General features: G+C 61.1%; 18 protein-coding genes and 2 pseudogenes. 14 read left to right on the top strand and 6 right to left on the bottom strand.

Features of this window, described 5'->3' with window-relative positions; translation table 11 throughout:
• Nucleotides 1–180: pseudogene (locus tag F759_RS41460) on the bottom strand (lipocalin family protein); the annotation flags it as partial.
• A 226-nt stretch (nucleotides 181–406) separates the two neighbouring features.
• On the opposite strand from F759_RS41460, the gene imuA reads away from it, so the two are divergent.
• Genes imuA through F759_RS0129770 form a run of 3 tightly spaced genes read left to right on the top strand, consistent with a single transcriptional unit; the run spans nucleotide 407 to nucleotide 6,523 of the window.
• On the top strand, nucleotides 407–1,246 hold the full coding sequence (imuA, locus tag F759_RS0129780) for a translesion DNA synthesis-associated protein ImuA (RefSeq protein ID WP_027803071.1): 840 nt from the start codon (nucleotides 407–409) through the stop codon (nucleotides 1,244–1,246).
• Entirely contained in the window at nucleotides 1,146–2,930 is a 1,785-nt protein-coding gene (locus F759_RS0129775) for a Y-family DNA polymerase (RefSeq protein WP_036025539.1), read from the top strand. Before imuA ends, F759_RS0129775 begins: the two co-directional genes overlap by 101 nt.
• Before the next feature lie 5 nt (nucleotides 2,931–2,935).
• The gene (locus tag F759_RS0129770) at nucleotides 2,936–6,523 is read left to right on the top strand and encodes an error-prone DNA polymerase (protein WP_051377499.1); all 3,588 of its coding nucleotides are present in this window, start codon (nucleotides 2,936–2,938) and stop codon (nucleotides 6,521–6,523) included.
• Between the two features lie 44 nt (nucleotides 6,524–6,567).
• On the opposite strand, the gene F759_RS0129765 is transcribed toward F759_RS0129770, so the two are convergent.
• Together F759_RS0129765 and F759_RS0129760 are read right to left on the bottom strand one after the other, a co-directional pair.
• On the bottom strand, nucleotides 6,568–7,488 hold the full coding sequence (locus tag F759_RS0129765; protein WP_027803068.1) for a dTDP-4-dehydrorhamnose reductase family protein: 921 nt from the start codon (nucleotides 7,486–7,488) through the stop codon (nucleotides 6,568–6,570).
• A gap of 13 nt (nucleotides 7,489–7,501) precedes the next feature.
• Complete coding sequence (locus F759_RS0129760; protein WP_027803067.1) at nucleotides 7,502–7,744, bottom strand: heavy-metal-associated domain-containing protein; 243 nt, start codon at nucleotides 7,742–7,744, stop codon at nucleotides 7,502–7,504.
• Nucleotides 7,745–7,865: 121 nt separating this feature from the next.
• On the opposite strand from F759_RS0129760, the pseudogene cueR reads away from it, so the two are divergent.
• From cueR to F759_RS0129740, 4 genes and pseudogenes are all read left to right on the top strand, one after another.
• Nucleotides 7,866–8,249: pseudogene (gene cueR / locus F759_RS38935) on the top strand (Cu(I)-responsive transcriptional regulator); the annotation flags it as partial.
• 338 nt (nucleotides 8,250–8,587) lie between these two features.
• Nucleotides 8,588–8,734: a DUF3563 family protein gene (locus tag F759_RS41455; RefSeq protein ID WP_084534385.1), complete on the top strand. Its 147-nt coding sequence runs from the start codon at nucleotides 8,588–8,590 to the stop codon at nucleotides 8,732–8,734.
• 209 nt (nucleotides 8,735–8,943) lie between these two features.
• Nucleotides 8,944–9,300: a hypothetical protein gene (locus F759_RS0129745; RefSeq protein WP_027803066.1), complete on the top strand. Its 357-nt coding sequence runs from the start codon at nucleotides 8,944–8,946 to the stop codon at nucleotides 9,298–9,300.
• Nucleotides 9,301–9,512: 212 nt separating this feature from the next.
• On the top strand, nucleotides 9,513–10,553 hold the full coding sequence (locus tag F759_RS0129740) for an ABC transporter substrate-binding protein (protein ID WP_027803065.1): 1,041 nt from the start codon (nucleotides 9,513–9,515) through the stop codon (nucleotides 10,551–10,553).
• 45 nt (nucleotides 10,554–10,598) lie between these two features.
• Here the strand turns inward: F759_RS0129740 and F759_RS0129735 are convergent, their stop codons facing one another.
• Together F759_RS0129735 and F759_RS0129730 are read right to left on the bottom strand one after the other, a co-directional pair.
• A complete protein-coding gene (locus F759_RS0129735; protein ID WP_027803064.1) occupies nucleotides 10,599–11,444 on the bottom strand; it encodes a 23S rRNA (adenine(2030)-N(6))-methyltransferase RlmJ in 846 nt (281 codons plus the stop codon).
• 239 nt (nucleotides 11,445–11,683) lie between these two features.
• Nucleotides 11,684–12,655, bottom strand: coding sequence for a potassium channel beta subunit family protein (locus F759_RS0129730; RefSeq protein ID WP_027803063.1), 972 nt, complete (start codon nucleotides 12,653–12,655; stop codon nucleotides 11,684–11,686).
• Nucleotides 12,656–12,889: 234 nt separating this feature from the next.
• Between F759_RS0129730 and F759_RS0129725 the strand changes: the two genes are divergently transcribed.
• The gene (locus tag F759_RS0129725; protein WP_027803062.1) at nucleotides 12,890–13,687 is read left to right on the top strand and encodes a 3-hydroxybutyrate dehydrogenase; all 798 of its coding nucleotides are present in this window, start codon (nucleotides 12,890–12,892) and stop codon (nucleotides 13,685–13,687) included.
• 10 nt (nucleotides 13,688–13,697) lie between these two features.
• Nucleotides 13,698–14,936, top strand: coding sequence for a DUF3734 domain-containing protein (locus tag F759_RS0129720; RefSeq protein ID WP_027803061.1), 1,239 nt, complete (start codon nucleotides 13,698–13,700; stop codon nucleotides 14,934–14,936).
• Nucleotides 14,937–15,103: 167 nt separating this feature from the next.
• Here F759_RS0129720 and F759_RS0129710 read toward each other — a convergent pair whose 3' ends face one another.
• A complete protein-coding gene (locus F759_RS0129710; protein ID WP_027803060.1) occupies nucleotides 15,104–16,303 on the bottom strand; it encodes an amino acid aminotransferase in 1,200 nt (399 codons plus the stop codon).
• A 336-nt stretch (nucleotides 16,304–16,639) separates the two neighbouring features.
• Between F759_RS0129710 and uvrB the strand changes: the two genes are divergently transcribed.
• The 5 genes from uvrB to F759_RS0129680 all read left to right on the top strand — a co-directional run bounded on the left by uvrB (nucleotide 16,640) and on the right by F759_RS0129680 (nucleotide 22,374).
• Entirely contained in the window at nucleotides 16,640–18,733 is a 2,094-nt protein-coding gene (gene uvrB / locus F759_RS0129700) for an excinuclease ABC subunit UvrB (protein WP_027803059.1), read from the top strand.
• Nucleotides 18,734–19,046: 313 nt separating this feature from the next.
• Nucleotides 19,047–19,595, top strand: coding sequence for an iron transporter (locus F759_RS0129695; RefSeq protein ID WP_027803058.1), 549 nt, complete (start codon nucleotides 19,047–19,049; stop codon nucleotides 19,593–19,595).
• 117 nt (nucleotides 19,596–19,712) lie between these two features.
• Complete coding sequence (locus tag F759_RS0129690) at nucleotides 19,713–20,045, top strand: cupredoxin domain-containing protein (RefSeq protein WP_027803057.1); 333 nt, start codon at nucleotides 19,713–19,715, stop codon at nucleotides 20,043–20,045.
• Between the two features lie 80 nt (nucleotides 20,046–20,125).
• Entirely contained in the window at nucleotides 20,126–20,971 is an 846-nt protein-coding gene (locus tag F759_RS0129685) for an FTR1 family iron permease (RefSeq protein WP_027803056.1), read from the top strand.
• Nucleotides 20,968–22,374 carry a 4Fe-4S binding protein gene (locus F759_RS0129680; RefSeq protein ID WP_027803055.1) on the top strand — a complete coding sequence of 469 codons (1,407 nt, stop codon included), beginning with the start codon at nucleotides 20,968–20,970 and terminating at the stop codon, nucleotides 22,372–22,374. The genes F759_RS0129685 and F759_RS0129680 overlap by 4 nt, the downstream gene beginning before the upstream one ends.
• Nucleotides 22,375–22,480 lie beyond the last annotated feature (106 nt).

Here is a 22,480-nt window from a genome sequence, read left to right as displayed (position 1 = left end):
GCCATCGCGGCTCACCCGCGCCGCACCTTCCCAGTACACCGCGCCGGTCGACTGCCGCGAGTCCAGTTCCTGATCGTCCATCAGCGGATCGATCTGCCATGTCAGCGCGCCGGTTCTCACCGTCATCGACACCGGGTACCACGCGTTCGTGCGCGGCGAGCGCCACGTGCGGCGCGGCGTAGATTTCTCCTGCTACCAGGCGCGCTAAAGGTGGCAAAAGAACCCTGTACTCGTAACCAATTCAAACTACAGTCTCAACGCTTCCCCATCCTTCACCCTCTCATTCCTGTCTCACCCCGCCTTAACACCACGCCCAAAATACTGTATAAATATACAGTGAAAGCTCGTCATCGCCATTTGCCTGGAAGCGGGCAGGCGAAGAATTTCCTATTGAATGAGCGTGTCTATGGCAGCAGCGATTCAGCTTGCAATAACTCCGCTGTCGTCGCAATTGCGGCGACAAATGTGGCAGGGCAACGAGCTTGCCGAGGCGGACTTGCGCGTGGTGCCGAGCGGCTATGCCGCCTTGGATCTCGCATTGCCCGGACGAGGCTGGCCGGCTGGTAGTGTGACCGAGTTGCTGGTCGAACATTGTGGCGTTGGTGAAATGCGCTTGCTGGCCCACGCGCTTCGTCATCTTACAAAGCAAGCAGGGCGACATGTGATGCTCGTGGCGCCTCCTTATCAGCCATGCGCCGCAGCATTGAAGGCTTGGGGCGTCGATGCCGAGCGCGTCCTGTGGGTGCGCTCGAACGAAGACAAGGCGCTCTGGGCCGCCACTCAGGCATTGAAGCAGGATGGCATCGGCGCGGTTCTGGTGTGGTTGTCGAATGCGCGCGCCGATAAAGTCAGGCGCTTGCAGGTCGCGGCTCAAGAATCCACCTCACTGGCATTTTTGATCCGCCCCGTTGAAGCCGCCACGCAGTCGTCGCCAGCGCCATTGCGCATGATCTGCGAACCGCTTCTACCGGCTAATGCGGAGGCGATCAACCGTCGTCAGTGGCTGCAGGAAATTGGTCTGTCGATTGACATCTTCAAGCGTCGCGGGCCGCCGCTCGCCGAGCCTCTTCGTCTCGTTTTGCCTCTGCAAGGCGCTTTGCTGCCGGAGAGCGGAGCAGGCAGCCATCAAGGATTAGAGACTCAACATGTTGTGGATCGCCGTCGCATTGCCTCTCTTGTCGCTGGAAGCGGTAAAGCCGCTGACATCGCTCCCGGATGGTTCGTCCGCGAAGCAGAATCGGTGTGAGCCGCATCATGACGCTAACCCGTCGTGCGATGTGGGAAACATCGCCGACGCGCACTGTTATGCGCTGGCCGACCACGCCCATATTCTGATGCCAGATGCCGATGCGTTGCGTGCCGGCGTTCAACCCGGTCATTCGCGTTCGTACGCACTGGCATTGGCGCCGGGACTCAAACTGCTTACCGCCGATCCCGCCCGCGAAATTCAGGCATTTGAAGCTATCGCGCTTGCCTTGCTGGCCTACACGCCGAAGGTTTCGCTGGCCGACGCGCACACCTTGCTGCTGGAAGTCGGCTCCGGCTTGAGATTGTTCGGTGGCTTGCGAACCTTGTTGTCGCGAGTGTCGGCCACGGTCGCCGAATTCGGCTACACCGCGCGCATCGCCTGTGCGCCGACGGCGTGGGGCGCGTGGCTATTGGCGCAGGCACGCGCCAATCGGCAGGGGCGTCGCTGGCATGTAGTGAAGGAGACTTCACTCGCGCGCGTACTTGACCGTTTGCCCGTGTCGTTGCTGCCGGTTGCGCAGACTCATCGCGATGCGTTCGTGCATGTCGGATGCGTGAGCCTTGCTGATTTGCGGCAATTGCCAAGATCGGGCGTGGTACGGCGTTTTGGCAGTGGCATTCTGGATCTGCTGGCGCAGGCCTATGGCACGCGCCCTGATCCGCGCGAATCGTTTCGCGCGCCGGCGTCGTTTCATGCACAACTGGAATTGCCGTCGCGCGTCGATAACGCCGATGCGCTCCTGTTCGCCGCGCGCCGGCTGATTGTGCAACTGGCCGGCTGGCTGAGTGCGCATCATGCGGCGCTCAGCGGCTATACGTTGCTACTCGAGCATGAATTGGCGTCCCGTCACGCGCCGAAGACATCGAGCCTAAACGTTGCGTGGGCCATACCGTCGCGTGATGCCGAGCATCTCATCTGGCTGTTGCGAGAAAAATTGAATCAGACCGTTCTCGCCGCGCCCGTCATTGAATTGAAGCTCATTGCGGATCAGATCGCCGAGTATGCCGGTCAATCGGACACGTTGTTTCCGATGCCCGAATCCGACGGTGAATCAATCGCGCGTCTGCTCGAACGCTTGAGCGCCCGGTTGGGACCGGAGAACGTGCTGCAGATGTCGGTGCAGGACGATCACCGTCCCGAGCGGGCAATGCGTGTCGAGGCGTACCAGGCGCAAGCGTTCTCACGCAGGAAACGTTCGCAGGCGAAAGGCCAGCGCAGAATCAAAGCGGATAAAACCTGGCTTACCGATGAGTTGCGAAACGCCTCAGCGGAAGAAATGCACACCGCAAACGCGGTCGAAACCGAAACCGAAACCGGAACCGGAACCGGAACCGAGCCAACCCCGCACTCATCTGCATCGGCCAACGCAAAACCCACCACTGCTTCAACACCGCAACAAGCACAGGCATCGCTGAATCTGCCTGACAGCGTATTGCCTTCGCAGCCTCGGCCTATCTGGATGCTCGATAAGCCATTGCGTCTGATGATGCGCGACCAGCGCCCGATCTATCGCCGGCCGCTGAAAATGCTCACGCGTACCGAACGGATCGAAGCAGGGTGGTGGGACGGCGATCTTGTCGAGCGCGATTACTACGTCGCAGCCGACGACCGCGGCCATATGTTCTGGGTGTACCGCGAACGTATTAGTGGCGAGTGGTATTTGCAGGGTTTGTTCGGCTGAGCATCATGACAGTTTCCGCATCCCCAACTGTATTTCCATTGCACCCACAGCAGGCGCCCGCGTCGAACTTGCCGGCGTATGCGGAGTTGCATTGCCTGACCAATTTCTCGTTCCTGCGTGGCGCCTCACATCCGCATGAACTCGTCGAACGGGCCATGTCCCACGGCTACAGCGCACTCGCCATTACCGACGAATGTTCGTTGGCGGGCGTCGTGCGCGCTCATACGGCGTTAAAGGAAATCAAGGATGAGCAGGATCGTCAACGCAAAGAACTTGAGGAAAAGCTGAAAGCAGCGCAAGCGTCACAATCAGACCCGCTGACAAAAGAAACGTTAGACGCAGCGGTGCAACATGAGGCCGAAGAAAATGAGGTTTTGAAACCGCTTCCTCATCTGATCATCGGCAGCGAACTGAATCTGACGGATGCATCCGGCGAGCCTTTCTGCACCCTGATTGCGCTTGCAACCAATCGCAACGGCTACGGCAACCTTTCCGAACTGATCACGCTGGCCCGCTCGCGCGCGGAGAAAGGCAGTTATCGGCTAAGCCCGTCCGATTTTACCGATTCCTTGCCTCATCTCGAGCATCTGCGAACCCTGCCTGATTGCATGCTGATTCTCGTGCCGCAGCGCACGGCCACGCTCTCGCACACGCTGCATTGCGCGCATTGGCTCGCCTCGTTCGCCGGGAACCGGTCGTGGATCGCGCTTGAACTGTGGCAAACCGGCAGCGACGATCTCCAGATCGATGCCTTGCGAATGATTTCAAAAGCAAGCGGTTTGCCGCTGGTTGCGGCGGGCGGCGTTCTAATGCACACGCGGTCGCGCAAGCCTTTGCAGGACACCATGACTGCAATCGGCCTCAACACGCCGCTGTCGGCATGCGGCCATGCACTCGAAGCAAATGCCGAACGGCATATGCGCACGCGCGTACGTCTCAGCAAGCTTTATCCACGCGATACGCTCGAAGAAACGCTGACTATCGCCGCGCTGTGCCGCTTTTCGCTCGACGAGCTCAAGTATGAGTATCCCGAAGAACTGGTGCCCGCCGGCGAATCGCCATCGGGTTATCTGCGCAAGCTCGTCATGGCTGGTGCAACGGAGCGCTGGCCGAACGGCATGGACCTGAAGCGCATCGATCAGATCGAAAAGGAACTGGGTCTGATCGCCGATCTGAAATATGAAAAGTATTTTCTGACGGTGCACGATATCGTGAGTTTCGCGCGCTCCAGAAACATTCTTTGCCAGGGCCGCGGATCGGCGGCGAATTCGATTGTTTGTTACTGCCTGCATGTGACGGAAATCGACCCGGTGCACATGAACATGCTGATCGAGCGCTTCATCTCGCGAGCGCGTAACGAACCGCCTGATATAGACGTCGACTTCGAGCATCAGCGCCGCGAAGAGGTGATCCAGTACATTTATGCGAAGTACGGGCGTCATCGCGCGGCGCTGACTGCGTCGCTGATTACATACCATGTGCGCAGCGCATTGAAGGACGTCGGCAAGGCGCTGGGTCTGGAGGCGTCGTTGATCGAGCGGATCAGCAAATCGCAGCAATGGTGGGATGGTTCGGAAGCGGTCGCCGGATATCTGGCGGAAGCAGGCTTCGATGCTAACTCCCACATCACGCAGAATCTGATCCGTCTCACGAAGGAACTGCGTCTTTTCCCGCGTCATCTGTCGCAACACGTCGGCGGCTTTGTGATTGCCAAAGACAAGCTCTCGCGGCTCGTGCCGATTGAAAACGCGACGATGAAAGACCGTAGCGTGATCGAATGGGATAAAGACGATATCGACGCGCTCAAGCTGCTGAAGGTCGACGTGCTCGCGCTAGGCATGTTGTCAGCTATTCGGCGCGCGCTAGAATTCGTCGCGCTAAGGCGCGGCTTTCCGCAGTTCCGTGTGCAGGACATTCCGCGCGAGGACCGCGCCGTCTACGAAATGTGCGGCCATGCGGACACGGTCGGCGTATTCCAGATCGAATCGCGTGCGCAGCAAAGCATGCTGCCGCGCCTGAAGCCGAACAAGTACTACGATCTCGTGATCGAAGTCGCAATCGTGCGGCCGGGGCCGATTCAGGGCGGCATGGTGCATCCGTATTTGCGTCGCAAGCAGGGCCTCGAGCCAATCGACTACGCGAAGGACGAACTGCGGCCTGTGCTGGAGCGCACGCTTGGCGTGCCGATTTTCCAGGAGCAGGTCATGCATCTGGCGATGGTCGCGGCGAAATACACCGGCGAGCAGGCCGACCAGTTGCGGCGCGCGATGGCGGCCTGGCGGCGTACCGGCAACCTCGCGAAGTATCAGAAGGACTTGAGCGACCGTATGTCGGCGCGCGGCTACGAGCCGGAATTTATCGACCGTATCTGCCAGCAGATTGAAGGTTTCGGCGAGTATGGTTTTCCGGAAAGTCATGCAGCGAGCTTCGCACTGCTCGTCTATCTGAGCGCATGGTTAAAGCGCTATGAGCCGGCGGCTTTTCTGGCCGGCTTGCTCAATAGCCAGCCGTTGGGCTTCTATTCGCCGTCGCAACTCGTGCAGGATGCGAAGCGTCACGGCGTCAAGGTGTTGCCGCCCGACGTAACGCTGAGCGACTGGGAGTCGACCTTCGAACAACGCGATCATGAAGGACAGCGGATCGTATCGAGCGAAACCTGTTTGCATCGTCAGCAAGCCGTATTATCCGCGCAGCAATTACGCGAACTTTCGCTACGCCGCCTGACGGTCAGCCGGACGATCGGGCGCGCCGCAAAACGATTGACCGCGCGCGTATTTCAACCGGCCAGCACGTATGGCGCGCGCGGCCCCGCCGTGCGCATCGGCATGCATCTGATCAAGGGACTCGCGCAGGTTGCTGCCGAGCGCATCATGGCGGCTCGCCGCGAGGCGCCCTTTACCGATGTCGACGATCTTGCGCGCCGCGCCGCACTCACGCGGCGCGATCTCGAAGCACTCGCCGCGGCGAATGCGCTCGTGAGTATCGCGGGCCATCGGCGCGAAGCATGGTGGGCGGTGACCGCGCAACACGTCGTGCCGAAACTGCTGCGCGATGCGCCGATTGCCGAAGCGCCGCTCATGTTGCCGCAGGCAGCGGAGGCTCGCGAAATCGTCGACGATTATGCGAGCCTCGGTCTCACGCTCAATCGTCATCCGCTTGCGCTGTTGCGCGCGCGTCTCGCGAAGCAGCGTTTTCGCACGGCGGCAGATCTCGCCGCATGTCAGCACGGCACGCTCGCGCGGGCGTGCGGCATCGTCACCGTGCGGCAGCGGCCGGGCACCGCGAACGGCACGATCTTCGTTTCGATTGAAGACGAAACTGGTTCGATCAATGTGATCGTCTGGCCGTCGCTGGTGGAAAAGCAGCGCAAGGCGTTGCTGGGCTCTTCACTGCTCGCGGTCTACGGGGTCTTGCAGCGCGACGACGGCGTCGCTACCGGCGGCAATCAGGGCGATAACACGGCGCCCACGAATCAGGCTGGCAAGGCAAGGCGGAAGCATAAAGGCGAGGTCGTCCATCTGGTCGCCCATCGCCTGGAAGATCTAAGTGAATGGCTCGGCGATCTGGCCACCGCCAGCCGTGATTTCCATTGATGCCGGCTTGCCGCCGTTCAGCCGGGCTATCCGCTATCTGCTCGTCAGGCCGGCGTGTCGCCGCGCCACGGAAAAGCGGCCAATACCTGGCGTATCGCCGTATCGAACGGGGTGCGGCGGCCGATGCCAAGCTGTTCGAGCCGGTCCGACGCGAGATGGCAATTATGGGGGCGGGGCGTCGCATCGGTCGGCGTGTGCTGCGGCGTCAACCGCGCATCGAGTTGCAGCGCTTGCGCCAAGCGCAGGGCAATCTCGTACTTGGTCATTGGCTCGTCGCCCGACCATTGCACGATGCCGCGGATCGCGTCGCCTTCGGCATGACGCGCCAGCATCTGCCGGATCACGTACGCGACGTCCGGCGTGAAGGTCGGGTAACGAATGGCCCATGCATCCATGTTGACCGCTTTGCCTTGCGCCGAAGCCGATGCGGCAATCGCCGGAACAAGACTTGTCACGGCAGATTCCGCCGAATCGACAATTGGCCCATACAGCAGCGGCAAGCGCAGCACGCAGCCGAGGTCGGTCGTCCCGGTCAACGCGTGTTCGCCGTCCAGTTTGCTGCGCCCGTATGCGTTGAGCGGCGCCGGCGCGGAATCCGGCCGATAGGGCGGATGAGTGCCGTCGAAAACGTAATCGGTGGAAATGGATAGCGTCCATGCGCCGCGCCGGTGTGCGGCGGCGGCGATCGCGCGCACGGCGTCGACGTTGAGCGCCCGCGCAAGCTCGGGCTGACGCTCGCACACGTCCGGCCGGCGCTCGGCGGCGGCAACCACGAGCGCATCGGGCGCTTCGCGCTCGACAAACTGCTCGATTTCCCGAGGATCGCGGACATCGAGCGCGACGGTGTTCGGCCCAGGCCGGCTGAACGCGGTACCGACGACTTGCCACGCCGGTTGAGCCGCGAGTTCGTCGACGATAGCGCGACCGAGCAGGCCCGAAGCCCCTATAACGGCGACTTTGAACATGATTGCGTCCCGCCTAGCGCAAAGCGCCGCCGGTTGGGCCGCTGGCCGGGTCGGACGAGACGCCTTTGACCGTATAGCCGGCCTCGTCGATGGCGGCCGTCAGCATCTCGACAGACTGCGTCGATTCAACCGCCACATGGCCCGACGCGAGATCCACCTTCACTTGCGCGTCTTCGTCGTGTTCGCGAATAGCGTTGGTGACTGCCGCCACGCAATGCTGGCAGCTCATGCCTTCAACATGGAAATCAGTTTTCATCGGAATTGCCTCGGGAAACGACGGTTGCGATAGTTGAATTATGCCTTCCCAACCCGACTTAAGTGGCTGACCTTCCCACCGTGGGAAGGTGTACGATCGACGCAAACAGTGGGGAACGGTGATGAACATTGGTGAAGCGGCCCGCGCGTCGGGCGTCACGGCGAAAATGATTCGCTATTACGAAAGCGTCGGCTTGCTTGCAGCAAAGGCTCGAACCAGCGCCGGTTATCGTGTCTACGGTCCGCAAGAGGTGCATTCTCTGAGATTCATTCGCCAGGCGCGCCGGCTCGGTTTTCTGGTCGAAGACATTCGGCGGCTGCTGGCGCTGTGGCACGACCGCTCGCGCGCCAGTGCGGAAGTGAAAGCCATCGCGCTGGACCATGTGGCCGATCTGAACCGACGCATCGCCGAACTCACCGACATGCGCGACACGTTGGCGCACCTCGCTAACCATTGTCACGGTGACGACCGCCCGGATTGCCCGATCATCGAGCGACTCGCCGACGCGGCTGCTGGGGAAGAGAGCGCTGCCTGCAATGTAATTGCCGCAACGAAGGGACGTATGACTGGCAGCGGCGGCGTCGCAACCGGTGGGAAGATGCACCTAAAAAGTGCGCTGAACGCGGATTGGGATTGCGGTGTCTCCTCAACAAATCACGGAGCGCAATAAAATCAATGACCTCAATGCACTATGTCGGTGCTTCATTCCAAATCGGAATGCACTCCATGCGAGCATTTCACTAGCGCGGTTGCACTATCGGCTTATAATCCGGGTTAACCCTTTTACGGGAAATCCCTGATGCGCAATCCACCGGGGATTCAATCTGATCCTTGGAGAACATCATGTTTGCATACGTCCTTGAAAAGCTGAGCGCCTGGTTCGAAACTGCCGAGCGCGACCGCCGTGAAGCCTATCTGGCCTCGTCGTCGGACATCGTCCAGCTCGAACAGCGCATCCGCTCGCTCGAAACCAACGGCTATTCGCTGTAAGTTTCACAGGCGGCGCATGAGCGCGGCCCGTGCGGCGCAGTTTGCAGTAGCTGTTAAGTAAGTGTAAGCCCCGTCTTTCCGGGGCTTTGTCACATCTGGGCGCCAAGAAACTGAAGATGGCGAATATCGACTAGCCGCGAAACCCGCGTCACGGTAAGGTGAGGCGTTTTCAGCGCAATCGATCCTTCCCGATTCAACCGGTCCGCCCTATGTCTTCGATCCGCTCCTTCAAACCCGCTCTGGCTGCCATTACAGTTTCATTGATCACGGCTTGCGCCGCGTCGAGCGCATCTGCCGCGTCCAGCAATAGCCGCAAACCGGTGATTCTCGACTCGCAGAGCGGTATCAGCGACGGGCAGAGCGGAACCGTCCTGCAAACAGCACCGCTGTCACGGCAGCCCATCGTCGAAGCGCAACCGATAGCGACGCCGACCGAACTGGCGCCAAACTCGTCAGTACCGATCGTCGTCGCGCCGTATATTCAGTTGCCCGTCGGCGGCGGTGGTGGTGTCAGTCCGCAGCCGCAGCCCAGGCTTAGGCCCCGGCCGGCGCCGCATCCGCAATAGCGCACTCGCGCAGATCCCGCCTGCAACTTTTGCTCGACGTGTGCTGGCACGCCGAGCCGTGAATCCGCGCGCGTCCGGTCATTCGGGTTTGGGCGCATGGCGCGCCTCCAGCCGGGCGACGACAATCTTCAGGCGGTCTCTCGCGCAAAGCCAGCCTGCAGCTGGCGGCTCGGCAACCCAATCGAACTAGAACGCACAAAAGGAGACGTCAAATGCCCAATCATTGGATGCGGCGTGCTGCCGGTGTTTGCGCCGCGCTGTTGGCCGTTGCCGCATTGCACGGCGTGGCGTTCGCCAAAGACACCCCTGAAAAGCCGACGCTGACGATGGCCGTCGGCGGTCTGCCCGGTCTTTACTATTTGCCCGTGCTGACGGCGCAGCAGTTGGGCTATTTCAAGGACGAGGGCCTCGATGTCACGCTCGAGGATTTCGCGGGTGGCTCAAAAGCACTGGAAGCGGTGGTGGGCGGCAGCGCGGATGTCGGCGCCGGTGCGTTCGAGCACACGCTCTTCATGCAGGCGAAGGGACAGCATTACCGGGCCTTTGCGCTCATGGGCCGCGCGCCGCAGATCGTGGTCGCGGTGTTGACCTCGAAGGCAGACAAGATAAAGACGCTCGCGGACTTCAAAGGCGCGAAGGTCGGCGTGAGCGCGCCGGGATCATCGACCGATCTCGTGCTGACGGTCGCCTTACGCAAGGCAGGCGTGCAGCGAAGCGACATTGCGGCGATCGGTGTGGGCAGCGGCGCAACGGTGCTTGCGGCGGTCGGCAACGGTCAGATCGACGCGCTTTCCAACGTCGACCCCATGATGACGAAGCTCACGCGCAGCGGCGCAATCAAGGTGCTCGTGGACACGCGCACTGTGAAAGGCACGCAGGAGGTGTTCGGTGGAACGATGCCCGCAGCAACGCTGTATGCACCGGAGAGCTTCATCCAGAAATATCCAAAGACCACGCAGGCGCTCGCCAATGCCATTGTGCGCGCCGATCATTGGCTGCAAACCGCGAGTGATGCCGATCTGCTGAAGATGGTGCCGCCGGCATATCTGCTCAACGACTCCGCACTCTATGTAGAGGCGTTCCACAACGTGCGCGACGCGTATTCGCCCGACGGCCTGATGCCCACGGACGGTCCGGCGACTTCGCTGCGCGCGCTGGCGTCGTTCGACAGCCGGCTCGATCCGAAAAAGATCGACCTGAACGCGACCTATACCAACGATTTCGCCCGCAAGGCCGCGGCGCAACTGAAGTAACACGCGGTGACGGTGGACGTTCGGCGCGCGTTTCCTCGCCGGGAATCAATCGCCGCGGTATTCGACCTTGAATTGCGCGGCCTTGTCCTCGCCGAGCGCCTTCACCAGCCAGGGCATCTGATCCTTGAGCAATTTCGGCAGCGTGTACGGCGGATTCAGGACAAACATGCCGCTGCCGAACAGTCCAAATCCGTCCGTCGGCGGATTGCTCACGGTCAGGCTGACGTGCAGCCAGTTGCGCTCCTGCAGTTTTTTCAGCTGCTCCGGGAAGCGCTGCGATTCCGGTCGCCTCACCTGCGGATACCAAACCGCGTACGTGCCGGTCGGAAAGCGCTTCAGGCTTTCTTCGACGCAACGAAGCGTGCGCGTGTAGTCGCGCTTGTCCTCATATGATGGATCGAGCAGCACCAGCGCGCGGCGCGGCGCCGGCGGAAGCAACGCGAGAATGCCGTCGAAGCCGTCGCCCGCGTACAGCATCGCGCGACGGCCCGCATCGCGGAAATTGTGGCGCAGTACGTCGATTTCAGTGGTATGCAGTTCGAACAGACGCATCCGGTCCTGCTCGCGCATCTGCCGCCAGGCGATATACGGCGAGCCGGGATAGAAGCGCAACTGGCCGTCCGAGTTGAGTGCGGCGACCTCGTCGACATAGTCGGAGAAGAGCGGTGGCAGATCGTTGCGCTCCCACAGTTTCGCAATGCCCGTCTGAAACTCGCCGGTCTTGACCGCATAGCCTTCCTTCAGCGAATAGACGCCCGCGCCGGCATGCGTGTCGATATACCAGTAGGCTTTGTCCTTCTGACCGAGGTAGCGCAATAGCTGCAACAAGACCGCGTGTTTGAGAACGTCGGCGTGATTGCCTGCATGAAAGGCGTGGCGGTAGCTGAGCATATGAGGAAACGCTGAAAGAGGGCGCGCCGTTCCACGCTGGAATCGGCGATGCGGATGCATTGCACGGCACGACGGCACTGAGCGCCGATGTGCAGCGCGGTCGCGTATTGTACGCGACGCCGCGCGCCGCGCCGCGCAGTGAGTCGCTGCGGCGTTACGTGCGCGTTGTCGGAATGCGCGGCTCACTGCGCGGCCACGATTCTGCTGTGGCCGCATACAGACGTCCTACGCAGCCGCGTTTAGTCGTACACGTCGCCGATAATGCCTTCGATCCGCTCCTTGACCTCGGGCGTAATCCGCTCGGCGACTTCGGCGGATTTCATGTTCTCGCCAATTTGCTCGACGCGCGATGCGCCTGTAATCACCGTGCTGACATGCGGATTCTTGAGAATCCATGCAATCGCGAGCTGGCCGACCGTGCAGCCCAGTTCGTCGGCCACTTCGCCGAGCTTGCCGACTACATTGTTCTTGCCTGCGTCGGTAACCTGTTTGCGCAGCCAGTCGTAGCCCTGCAACTGCGCGCGGCTGTCCGCCGGTACGCCGTCGCGATACTTGCCAGTGAGCAGTCCGGACGCGAGCGGGCTCCAGGTGGTCAGCCCAAGACCGATATCCTCGTAGAGACGCTTGTATTCCTGCTCCACGCGCTTGCGGTGAAACAGGTTGTACTGCGGCTGTTCCATGACCGGCTTATGCAGATGATGCCGCTCCGCAACTTCGTAAGCGGCGCGGATTTCGTCGGCGCTCCATTCGGACGTGCCCCAGTACAGCGCCTTGCCGCGCGTGATCATGTCGCTCATTGCCCATACGGTTTCCTCGACGGGCGTGTTCGGGTCCGGACGATGGCAGAACACCAGATCGACATAGTCGAGTTGCAGACGTTTGAGCGATGAATCGATTGCGTTCAGCAGATATTTGCGGTTCAGCGTGTGGTACTGATTGGGCGCTTCTTCCAGGCCCCAGAAGAACTTGGTCGACACGACGTAGCTTACGCGTGGCCACGCCAGTTCCTTGAGCGCCTGACCCATGATTTCTTCTGACTTGCCGCCGGCGTACACCTCGGCGTTGTCAAAGAAGTTGACGCCCGCATCGCGCGCGGCCGCAAGCGATTCACGCGCCGCTCGATGATCGACCTGATTGCCGTACGTGACCCAGGAGCCGATGGACAACTCGCTGACCTGCAAGCCCGAGCGGCCTAGACGCCGATAATTCATGCAATTCTCCTCGATAGTGAAGCGACCGGAATTCTGCCGAAACGCCTAGTTTAAATAGATAAGCCGGGGCGTGCTTTTTACCGATCGATTCCACATGGTTCATGCACAATAGCAGCATTGGCCGCAGTGCAACATTCGGCCGAAAGGTATAGGAGAGCGCCTATGCCGTTCGGCTGACTTCTCGCTGCGCGCGGCTCGTGGTCTCATTGCTTATCAACTGCATGGAGGTTCTGGATGTCGTCACTGAACACAAATCTGAATGGCAAGGTCGCGGTGGTCACCGGCGCCGCGAGCGGCATCGGCAAGCAGATTGCGTTGACCCTTTCGGCCGCGGGCGCGGCTGTCGCGATTGCCGACCTGAACCTGGACGGGGCGAACGCCGTCGCTGAAGAGATCACGAAGGGCGGCGGCAAGGCGATCGGCATCGCGATGGACGTCACGAACGAAGACGCCGTCAACCAGGGCATCGACAAAGTAGCGGCGGAACTCGGCTCGATGGACATCCTCATTTCGAATGCCGGCATTCAGATCGTCAACCCGATTGAAAACTACTCGTTTTCAGACTGGAAGAAGATGCAGGCTATTCACGTGGACGGTGCGTTCCTGACCACCAAGGCGGCGCTCAAGCACATGTACAAAGACGATCGCGGCGGCATCGTCATCTACATGGGCTCGGTTCATTCGCACGAGGCGTCGCCGCTCAAGTCCGCGTACGTGACGGCCAAGCATGCGCTGCTCGGGCTCGCTCGCGTGCTCGCCAAGGAAGGCGCAAAGCACAATGTGCGTTCGCATGTCGTGTGTCCGGGCTTCGTGCGTACACCGCTCGTCGACAAGCAGATTCCGGAGCAGGCCAAGGAACTGAATATCAGCGAAGAAGACGTGGTCAAGCGCGTCATGCTCGGCGGTACTGTCGACGGCATTTTCACCACCGTCGAAGACGTCGCCCAAACCGTCCTGTTCCTCTCCACCTTCCCAACGGCGGCACTCACAGGGCAATCCTTCATCGTGAGCCACGGCTGGTACATGCAATAAGGAGGTGCGCATGGCGCAACGCAATCTCAAACGGGCGCGTCTCGGTGCGGCTGGCGACGAGGAAGGTGCAGGCGCCGGCGCGGCGTCGGCCATGGCTCGCGGCAGGCGTGTGCAATTGCCGGACTACGAAACGATCGCGCTCACGTTGCAAGGCGGCGGCGCGTTGGGCGCATACCAGGCCGGCGTTTTTCAGGGGCTTCATGAAGCCGGCATCGAACCCGACTGGCTAGCGGGCATTTCTATCGGCGCGTTGAACACGGCGATCATTGCCGGTAATCCGCCGGAAAAGCGCGTCGAACGGCTGCTGCAATTCTGGGAGACCATCTGTCAGCCGGCATTCGGTCTGCCGTTGCCGGCGTTTATCGAACACGCGTTCTTCAATTCGAGCGACGCCGTGCGGAAAGCTTTTACGGCGACGCAGGCAATCGGTGCGCTCGTCGAGGGGCAAAAGGGCTTCTTCGTGCCGCGCTTTCCGCCGCCTTTGCCGACAGTCTCAGGGCCGCCCCAAGCGGCCAGCTACTACGACACCGCGCCGCTTAAAGCGACATTGGAGAGTCTGTGCGACTTCGACCGCATCAACTCGCGCGAGATGCGCGTGTCCGTGGGCGCCGTCAATTGCGGAACGGGGAATTTCGCGTACTTCGACAACACGCATATCACGCTGAGGGCTGAGCACTTCATGGCGTCCGGTGCTTTGCCTCCCGGCTTCGCAGCTGTGGAAATCGACGGCCAGTATTACTGGGACGGCGGTCTGATGTCGAATACGCCGCTTTACGAGGTGGTGCAGACCACGCCGCGCCGCGACACGCTCGCGTTTCAGGTCGATCTGTGGAGCGCGATTGGGCCGGTGCCCGACAGCATTACCGACGTGCAGGGGCGCATGAAAGACATTCAGTATTCAAGTCGCACTCGTCTCGTGACCGACATGCTGCAACGCTCGCAACGTTTCCGGCATGTGCTGCGCGAGGTGTTGGACCGGGTGTCTCCCGACCAGCGCGACGATCCGTGGTGCAAGCTCGCCGAAGATCTGTCGTGCTCGAAGCGCTACAACGTCGTCCATCTCATCTACCGGCACAAGGAATACGAAGGGCACTATAAGGACTTCCAGTTTGGCCTTTCGACCATGCGCGAGCACTGGCAAAGCGGTCTCGAAGATATCCGCCATTCGCTTTCGCAGCCGGATTGGCTTGCCATGCCGGATAACGACGCGGGTTTCGTCACCCATGACATTCATCGCGACTCGCGCTGAACGATCAGTTGCCAAGGGGTGTCGGCAAACGAAAACTGCGCCGCAAAGAAAACCAACGTCCCAAACAAAACCAACGCCCCAAACAAAAACGGCGCCTTTTTGATGAGGCGCCGTTCCACATTCAGCTTTAACGAAAGCGCACGTCACCGCGCGCCTTGCACAACGCTTTACTTCAACACGTGCGCGATCGCGTTGGCCACCACGTCGAGGTTGCGCATATTCAACGCAGCGACGCAAATGCGACCGGTGCCGACTGCATAGATGCCAAACTCTTCGCGCAGACGATCCACTTGCGGCGCGGTCAGGCCCGAGTAAGAGAACATGCCGCGCTGCGCATTCACAAAGCTGAAGTCGCGATCCACGCCGCTTGCCTTCAGGCGTTCGACGAGGCCATTGCGCATTGCGCGGATACGGTCGCGCATTTGCGCCAGTTCCGTTTCCCAGGTGGCGCGCAGTTCCGGCGACGCGAGCACCGCGGCCACCACCGAACCGCCATGCGTCGGCGGATTCGAGTAGTTCGTGCGAATGACGCGCTTGAGTTGCGACAGCACCCGAATGGCTTCTTCCTTGCTGCCAGTGATGATCGACAGCGCGCCGATACGCTCGCCATACAGCGAGAACGACTTCGAGAACGACGACGACACGAACACGTTCAGTTCCGAGGCCGCGAAAAGGCGCACGGCAGCAGCGTCCGCTTCGATGTTGTCGCCAAAGCCCTGATAGGCGATGTCGAGGAACGGCACCAGATCGCGCGCCTTGACGACCTCGACGATCTGCTTCCACTGATCGACGGTCAGATCGACGCCGGTCGGGTTATGGCAGCATGCGTGCAGCACGACAACCGTGCCTGCTGCGTAGCTGTTCAGCGCGCTCAACATGCCGTCGAAATTGACGCCGTGAGTGTGCGCGTCGTAATACGGATACGACACCACTTCGAAGCCCGCGGCTTCGAAGAGCGCGCGGTGGTTTTCCCAGCTCGGATCGCTGATTGCGACCTTGGAGTTGGCGTTCAGACGCTTCAGGAAGTCCGCGCCGATCTTCAGAGCGCCCGTACCGCCCAGTGCTTGCGCCGTCACGACGCGGCCCGCGGCGATCAGCGGCGAATCGTTGCCGAGCAGCAGCTTTTGCACGGCTGCATCGTACGCGGCGATGCCTTCGATCGGCAGATAGCCGCGCGGCAGCGCCGCCTCGACACGCGCCTTTTCCGCATCGCGCACGGCGCGTAGCAGCGGAATCTTGCCTTCTTCGTTGAAATACACGCCAACACCGAGGTTGACCTTGGTGGGACGCGTATCGGCGTTGAAGGCTTCGTTCAGGCCCAGAATCGGGTCGCGGGGAGCAAGTTCGACGGCGGAGAACAGAGACATGGTGGGTGGGCAGCAGTAGTGAAAAGAGGGCGGCTACGAGCATGCGCGACCGCGCCGGCAGCGTTTGATGCAAAACGCAAACGCCGGGTGATGAAGAACGCGAACAGCGGCAAGCGAGCGCAACTTGGCATTGTAACGAATCTGCGAACGTTTTTCGGACGACAACGCCCATTTCGCGAGCTTATTTGCTTGAAAAATAGGCAAGGCGCCGCTAAATGCCGGAAGCCGACAGCCTGCTGCAGCGCGGCCAGCCTACGCAGATCCGCTCAGTCCGTCGTCGGTCCATTTTGACGCAACCCGTTAGAATAGTTTTTTGCCCAAGGCCATTGCCGCCCCATGCCCGAACAACATTTGACCGAAGCCGACGACACGCTCGACGAATCCCGATTCGTCCGCTTCGAAGGCTCGCCGTTCCAGCTTTACCAGCCCTATCCGCCCGCCGGCGACCAGCCGACGGCGATCGAGACGCTTGTCGAAGGCGTCGAGGACGGCCTCGCGTTCCAGACGCTGCTCGGCGTGACCGGGTCGGGCAAGACTTTCACAATGGCCAACACGATCGCGCGACTCGGCCGGCCGGCCATCGTGTTCGCGCCGAACAAGACGCTCGCCGCGCAGCTTTACTCGGAATTCCGCGAATTCTTTCCGCGCAACGCGGTCGAGTACTTCGTTTCGTACTACGACTACTATCAGCCGGAAGCGTATGTGCCGCAGCGCGACCTGTTCATCGAGAAAGACTCGTCGATCAACGAGCACATCGAGCAAATGCGCCTGTCAGCCACCAAGAGCCTGATGGAGCGGCGCGACGTGGTGATCGTGGCGACCGTGTCAGCGATTTACGGTATCGGTAATCCATCCGAGTACCACAAGATGATTCTCACGCTGCGCACGGGCGACAAGCTCGGCCAGCGCGACATCATCGCGCGGCTGATCGCAATGCAGTACAACCGCAACGAAGCGGACTTCCAGCGCGGCTCGTTCCGCGTGCGAGGCGACACGATCGACATTTTCCCGGCCGAGCATGCGGAAATGGCGGTGCGCGTCGAATTGTTCGACGACGAAGTGGAAACGCTGCAACTCTTCGATCCGCTCACCGGGCGGGTGCGTCAGAAAATTCCGCGTTTCACTGTCTACCCGTCGTCGCACTATGTGACGCCGCGCGACACCGTCGTGCGCGCGGTCGAAACCATCAAGGCCGAACTGCGCGAACGGCTGGAATTCTTCTATAGCGGAGGCAAGCTCGTCGAAGCGCAACGGCTCGAACAGCGCACGCGCTTCGATCTGGAAATGCTGCAGGAGCTCGGTTTCTGCAAGGGCATTGAAAATTACTCGCGGCACTTTTCGGGCGCGGCGCCTGGCGAGCCGCCGCCCACGCTGGTCGATTACTTGCCGTCGGACGCGATCATGCTGCTCGACGAATCACACGTGCTGATCGGCCAGTTGAACGGCATGTACAACGGCGACCGGGCGCGCAAGGAAAACCTTGTGGACTACGGTTTCCGTCTGCCTTCCGCGCTCGACAACCGGCCGCTGAAGTTCAACGAGTTCGAGCGCAAGATGCGCCAGGTCGTGTTCGTGTCGGCCACGCCGGCGGACTACGAAAAGAAGACCTCGGGGCAGGTCGCGGAGCAACTGGTGCGTCCGACCGGGCTCGTTGACCCGGAAATCGAGGTGCGCCCCGCGCGCAGCCAGGTCGACGACGTACTCGCCGAGATCAACGAGCGCGTGAAGGCTGGCGATCGCGTGCTGGTGACCGTGCTGACCAAGCGCATGGCCGAGCAGTTGACGGAGTTTCTTGCCGACCACGGCGTCAAGGTGCGCTATCTGCATAGCGACATCGATACGGTCGAGCGTGTCGAGATCATCCGCGACTTGCGGCTCGGCACGTTCGACGTGCTCGTCGGCATCAACCTGCTGCGGGAAGGTCTGGATATTCCGGAAGTGTCGCTGGTCGCGATTCTCGATGCGGACAAGGAAGGCTTTCTGCGTGCCGAGCGCTCGCTGATTCAGACCATCGGCCGGGCGGCGCGTAACGTGAACGGCAAGGCCATCCTCTATGCGGACAAGGTGACGGATTCAATGCGCCGCGCGATTGACGAAACCGACCGGCGGCGTACCAAGCAGATTGCCTTCAACCTGGAACGCGGTATTACGCCGCGCGGCGTGGTGAAGCGCATCCGCGACATTATCGACGGCGTCTACAACGTGGACGACGCCCGCGCCGAACTGAAGGAACAGCAAACGCGCGCGAAATTCGAGGACATGACCGAGAAGCAACTCGCCAAGGAACTCAAGCGCCTTGAAAAGCAGATGATGGAGCACGCGAAAAACCTCGAATTCGAAAAGGCCGCGCAAACGCGCGACCAACTGGCGCTGCTGCGGCAGCGCGTCTTTGGGGCGAACGTCGGCGATCACGTATCGGGCGTCGAGTAAAACGGCGGGAAATGCAGTGAACCAATCGGCTCCAACGTAAGGCGCGGCAATGTGCCGCGTCTTCGTTTTTCCAGACAAAACGCTGCCTGTCTGCGTTTCATCCCCACGCCTCATTCCTTAAGACACCCTTAAGACCCTGTTGCCATAAGGCTTTGCGTGCGTTCGTATTTGTTCCGACAGACGAACGATGTTAAACTTGACCAATATTGAGAATGGTTCGCATTAACGTTCATCTATGCGATCTGCTTCGGTGTGTCGCCCGATGCACTGTTCCAATGGATCGAATCGAGTCAGATAAAAACAAGGAGTTTCAATGCGGATTTCTTCATTCGTGCGCGGCGGCGTCGCAGCGGCGGCTGCCGTGGCAGCACTTTCGGCAACGGCCGCGGAATACCCGATCGGCAAGCAGCAAATCCAAGGCGGCATGGAAATCGGCGCAGTGTATCTGCAACCGATCACGATGGAGCCGGAAGGGATGATGCGTAAGGCGTCGGATTCGGACATCCACCTCGAAGCGGACATCCACGCAGTCAAGAACAACCCGACCGGCTTTGCGGAAGGCGACTGGATGCCGTATCTGCAAGTGCGTTACGAACTGACGAAAGCCGGTTCGAAAGAGACGCAAAAGGGCGACATGATGGCGATGGTCGCCAACGACGGCCCGCACTACGGCGACAACGTCAAATTGCAAGGCCCCGGCAAGTATCACCTGAAGCTGATCGTCGAAGCGCCGATGCAAACCGGCCACATGGCGTTTGGCCGTCACGTCGACAAGGAAACCGGCGTCGGTCCGTGGTTCAAGCCGATCACGCTCGAATACGACTTCACGTTCGCCGGCATCGGCAAGAAGGGCGGGTACTGATCTCCACGATCGCCTCCAGTCGTCGCATCGCAGTATGCGGGCAACGTATGACAAGTGGGTGAATGCAGCAGGTGGCGCGCGGACTCCATGCCTCGCGCCGCGTTTTCTGGGAACGCCATGAGAATCAACCGAAAGATCGCGGTCCTTGCGTCGTCGATTGTGCTGGCGGCTGCGGCGCATGCAGCCGATCTGCCCACCTTCAAGCTCGAAATGAACGACGGCAAGCTGACTCCCGCGCGCATCGAAGTGCCGGCGGGGCAGCGTATCAAGATCGAGGTGCGCAATACCGGCAAGGGCGCGGCCGAGTTCGAAAGCGTCCAGTTGCGTAAGGAAAAAGTCCTTGCCCCAGGCGCGGATTCGTTCGTCGTGATTGCTCCGCTCGAGCCCGGCGAGTACAAGTTTTTCGACGATTTCCACCAGCAGGCGCAGGGCGTGATCGTCGCGAAGTAGCAGTGGTTTTTCAGGCGGGCGCGAAGGCCTCGGGCCGCTCGCGCTCGCAAGAGCAGTTGCAGAGCCGAAGGGAGTGCCTGATGGGTCAGATTCTATTCATCGTGTGGCGGGAAAGTGTCGAGGCGTTGCTGGTCGTCGGCATCCTGTACGCGTGGCTGAAAAATGGCGACGACGATGCGCGCCGCGGTTTGCCGTATCTGTGGGGCGGCGTCGTGGCGGGCCTGATAGCCGCGGTGGCGCTCGGCGCCGCGCTGGTCGGGTTCACCGAGGTGCTCTCAGGCGACGCACAGGATTATTTTCAGACCGCGATGGTGCTGGTCGCCTGCGTGCTGATCGTGCAGATGGTGCTGTGGATGAAGCAGCACGGCCGCTCGCTCAAGCGCGACATGGAGCGGTCACTGCAAAAGAGTCAGCGCGATTCGAACTGGTGGGGCGTGGCAGTGCTGGTTGCATTGGCGATCGCGCGCGAAGGCAGCGAGACGGTGATCTTCCTGTACGGCCTCGGCTTCGGCCAGTCGGGTCACGTGGACAGCAGTCAGATGCTCGCGGTCCTAATCGGCCTCGCGCTCGCGTTGCTGACGTTCTACGTGCTGCAACTGGGCGGCAAGTTCTTCTCGTGGCGGCTCTTTTTCCGCGTCACCGAAATCATGCTGCTGTTTCTCGGCGCGGGGCTCTTTCAGACGGGCGTCGATAAGCTGATCGACAAAGAATTCCTGCCGACCATCGTCGACCAGATGTGGAATACGTCGGGCATCCTCGACGATTCCAGCACCTTCGGCTCGCTGGTCGCGACGCTCACCGGGTATCGCGCGCACCCGGCGCTGATGAACCTGATTGCGTACGCGGTGTACTGGGCGGTCGTCTATCTGCTGCTGCGCCGCGCGAACCGCAAGCCGGCACAGCAAACAGCAGGACGCGCAGCATGAGTACGGTGATGACCCGTCCGGGGCGTCTCGCCGCGGCCGGGCAGTGGATGCAGCGCCACGGTTCGGTGATCCGCGGCATTCAATGGGTCGTGGTGACGGTGTATGCGTTGCTGATCATCGTTCCGGCGGTGATGCCGCTGCCGGACGATAGCGCGCATTTGTGGAACAACCTGACGCTTGCCGCGCAGTTCGTGTTCTGGGGCATCTGGTGGCCGTTCGTTCTGCTGTCGATGGTGATGCTCGGCCGCGTCTGGTGCGGCGTACTGTGTCCCGAAGGCGCGCTTGCGGAATTTGCGAGCAAGCACGGCCGCGGCAAGGCGATTCCGCACTGGATGCGCTGGGGCGGTTGGCCCTTCGTCGCGTTCGGCATCACGACTATCTACGGTCAGATGGTGAGCGTCTATCAGTATCCGAAAGCGGTGCTGCTGGTGCTCGGCGGCTCGACGTTGGCGGCCATTGTCATCGGTCTGCTGTACGGGCGAGAAAAGCGCGTCTGGTGCAAGTACCTCTGTCCCGTGAACGGGGTCTTTTCGCTTCTGGCGCGCCTCGCGCCGTTCCACTACAAAGTCGATGAAGACGCTTGGCGCCGCTCGTACAAAAACGGCGAGCATGGGCATCGCGTGATTCCGATCAATTGCGCGCCGCTCGTGCCGTTGCGCAACATGAAGGGCGCGTCCGACTGCCATATGTGCGGCCGTTGCAGCGGCCACCGCGACGCGATCGCGTTGACGTGGCGCGCGCCGTCGTCGGAAGTCGTGCAACTCGGCGACAAGCAGGCGAACGTGTGGGACACCGCGCTCATCCTGTACGGCCTGCTCGGCATCGCGATCGGCGCATTCCACTGGACAGCGTCGCGCTGGTTCATCGACTTGAAGATGTTCTTTGCCACGTGGCTCGTCGATCACGACATCACCTGGCCGCTCGACACCAACGCGCCCTGGTTCCTGTTCACACATTACCCTGAACAGAACGACGTGTTCTCGTGGCTCGACGGCACGATGGTGATCGGCTATATCCTCGCGACGGCGCTTGTCTACGGCACCGCGCTACTCGTGTTGATGGCAGGCGCGACGCGTATGCTCGGGCGCTTCAGCACCGTACGTCTGCATCACCTGACGCAAGCGCTGATTCCGATTGCCGGTGCGGGCGTGTTCCTTGGCCTGTCGGCCACCACGCTGTCGCTGTTGCGCGCCGAGCACGTGCCGCTGTGGTGGGCTTCGGATCTGCGCATCGCGATTCTGGCGATCGCCAATCTGTGGAGCGCATGGCTCGCGTGGCTCGTCACGCGGCGCTACAGCGAGCGCTTCGTTCAACGCGGCCTCGCAATGCTCTGGTTTGCCGCCGCGCTCGCCGTGGTCGATAGCGCATGGTGGCTGATGTTCTGGGGTTGGGCGTCGAAGTAGACGCGCGTTCGGCGAATGTGCGGGCACTCTCTTGCCCCAAACCGCCCGACACAAAAACAGAAGCCGTGGAGATGGCATCATCTCCACGGCTTTTTCATTTGCATGA

Origin of the sequence: Paraburkholderia dilworthii, from assembly GCF_000472525.1 — a bacterium.
GTDB classification, from domain to species: Bacteria; Pseudomonadota; Gammaproteobacteria; order Burkholderiales; family Burkholderiaceae; genus Paraburkholderia; species Paraburkholderia dilworthii.
This window is presented reverse-complemented; position numbering and strand designations above follow the sequence as displayed.

Bases quoted from the DNA above. Each gene is read 5' to 3' on its own strand.
- F759_RS0129720 (WP_027803061.1), top strand. From the start codon at position 13,698: ATGGCGCAACGCAATCTCAAACGGGCGCGTCTCGGTGCGGCTGGCGAC.
- F759_RS0129695 (WP_027803058.1), top strand. From the start codon at position 19,047: ATGCGGATTTCTTCATTCGTGCGCGGCGGCGTCGCAGCGGCGGCTGCC.
- F759_RS0129770 (WP_051377499.1), top strand. From the start codon at position 2,936: ATGACAGTTTCCGCATCCCCAACTGTATTTCCATTGCACCCACAGCAG.
- F759_RS0129765 (WP_027803068.1), bottom strand. From the start codon at position 7,488: ATGTTCAAAGTCGCCGTTATAGGGGCTTCGGGCCTGCTCGGTCGCGCT.
- F759_RS41455 (WP_084534385.1), top strand. From the start codon at position 8,588: ATGTTTGCATACGTCCTTGAAAAGCTGAGCGCCTGGTTCGAAACTGCC.
- F759_RS0129730 (WP_027803063.1), bottom strand. From the start codon at position 12,655: ATGAATTATCGGCGTCTAGGCCGCTCGGGCTTGCAGGTCAGCGAGTTG.
- F759_RS0129690 (WP_027803057.1), top strand. From the start codon at position 19,713: ATGAGAATCAACCGAAAGATCGCGGTCCTTGCGTCGTCGATTGTGCTG.
- F759_RS0129760 (WP_027803067.1), bottom strand. From the start codon at position 7,744: ATGAAAACTGATTTCCATGTTGAAGGCATGAGCTGCCAGCATTGCGTG.
- uvrB (WP_027803059.1), top strand. From the start codon at position 16,640: ATGCCCGAACAACATTTGACCGAAGCCGACGACACGCTCGACGAATCC.
- F759_RS0129735 (WP_027803064.1), bottom strand. From the start codon at position 11,444: ATGCTCAGCTACCGCCACGCCTTTCATGCAGGCAATCACGCCGACGTT.
- F759_RS0129775 (WP_036025539.1), top strand. From the start codon at position 1,146: ATGTTGTGGATCGCCGTCGCATTGCCTCTCTTGTCGCTGGAAGCGGTA.
- F759_RS0129740 (WP_027803065.1), top strand. From the start codon at position 9,513: ATGCCCAATCATTGGATGCGGCGTGCTGCCGGTGTTTGCGCCGCGCTG.
- F759_RS0129745 (WP_027803066.1), top strand. From the start codon at position 8,944: ATGTCTTCGATCCGCTCCTTCAAACCCGCTCTGGCTGCCATTACAGTT.
- F759_RS0129710 (WP_027803060.1), bottom strand. From the start codon at position 16,303: ATGTCTCTGTTCTCCGCCGTCGAACTTGCTCCCCGCGACCCGATTCTG.
- F759_RS0129680 (WP_027803055.1), top strand. From the start codon at position 20,968: ATGAGTACGGTGATGACCCGTCCGGGGCGTCTCGCCGCGGCCGGGCAG.
- F759_RS0129685 (WP_027803056.1), top strand. From the start codon at position 20,126: ATGGGTCAGATTCTATTCATCGTGTGGCGGGAAAGTGTCGAGGCGTTG.
- F759_RS0129725 (WP_027803062.1), top strand. From the start codon at position 12,890: ATGTCGTCACTGAACACAAATCTGAATGGCAAGGTCGCGGTGGTCACC.
- imuA (WP_027803071.1), top strand. From the start codon at position 407: ATGGCAGCAGCGATTCAGCTTGCAATAACTCCGCTGTCGTCGCAATTG.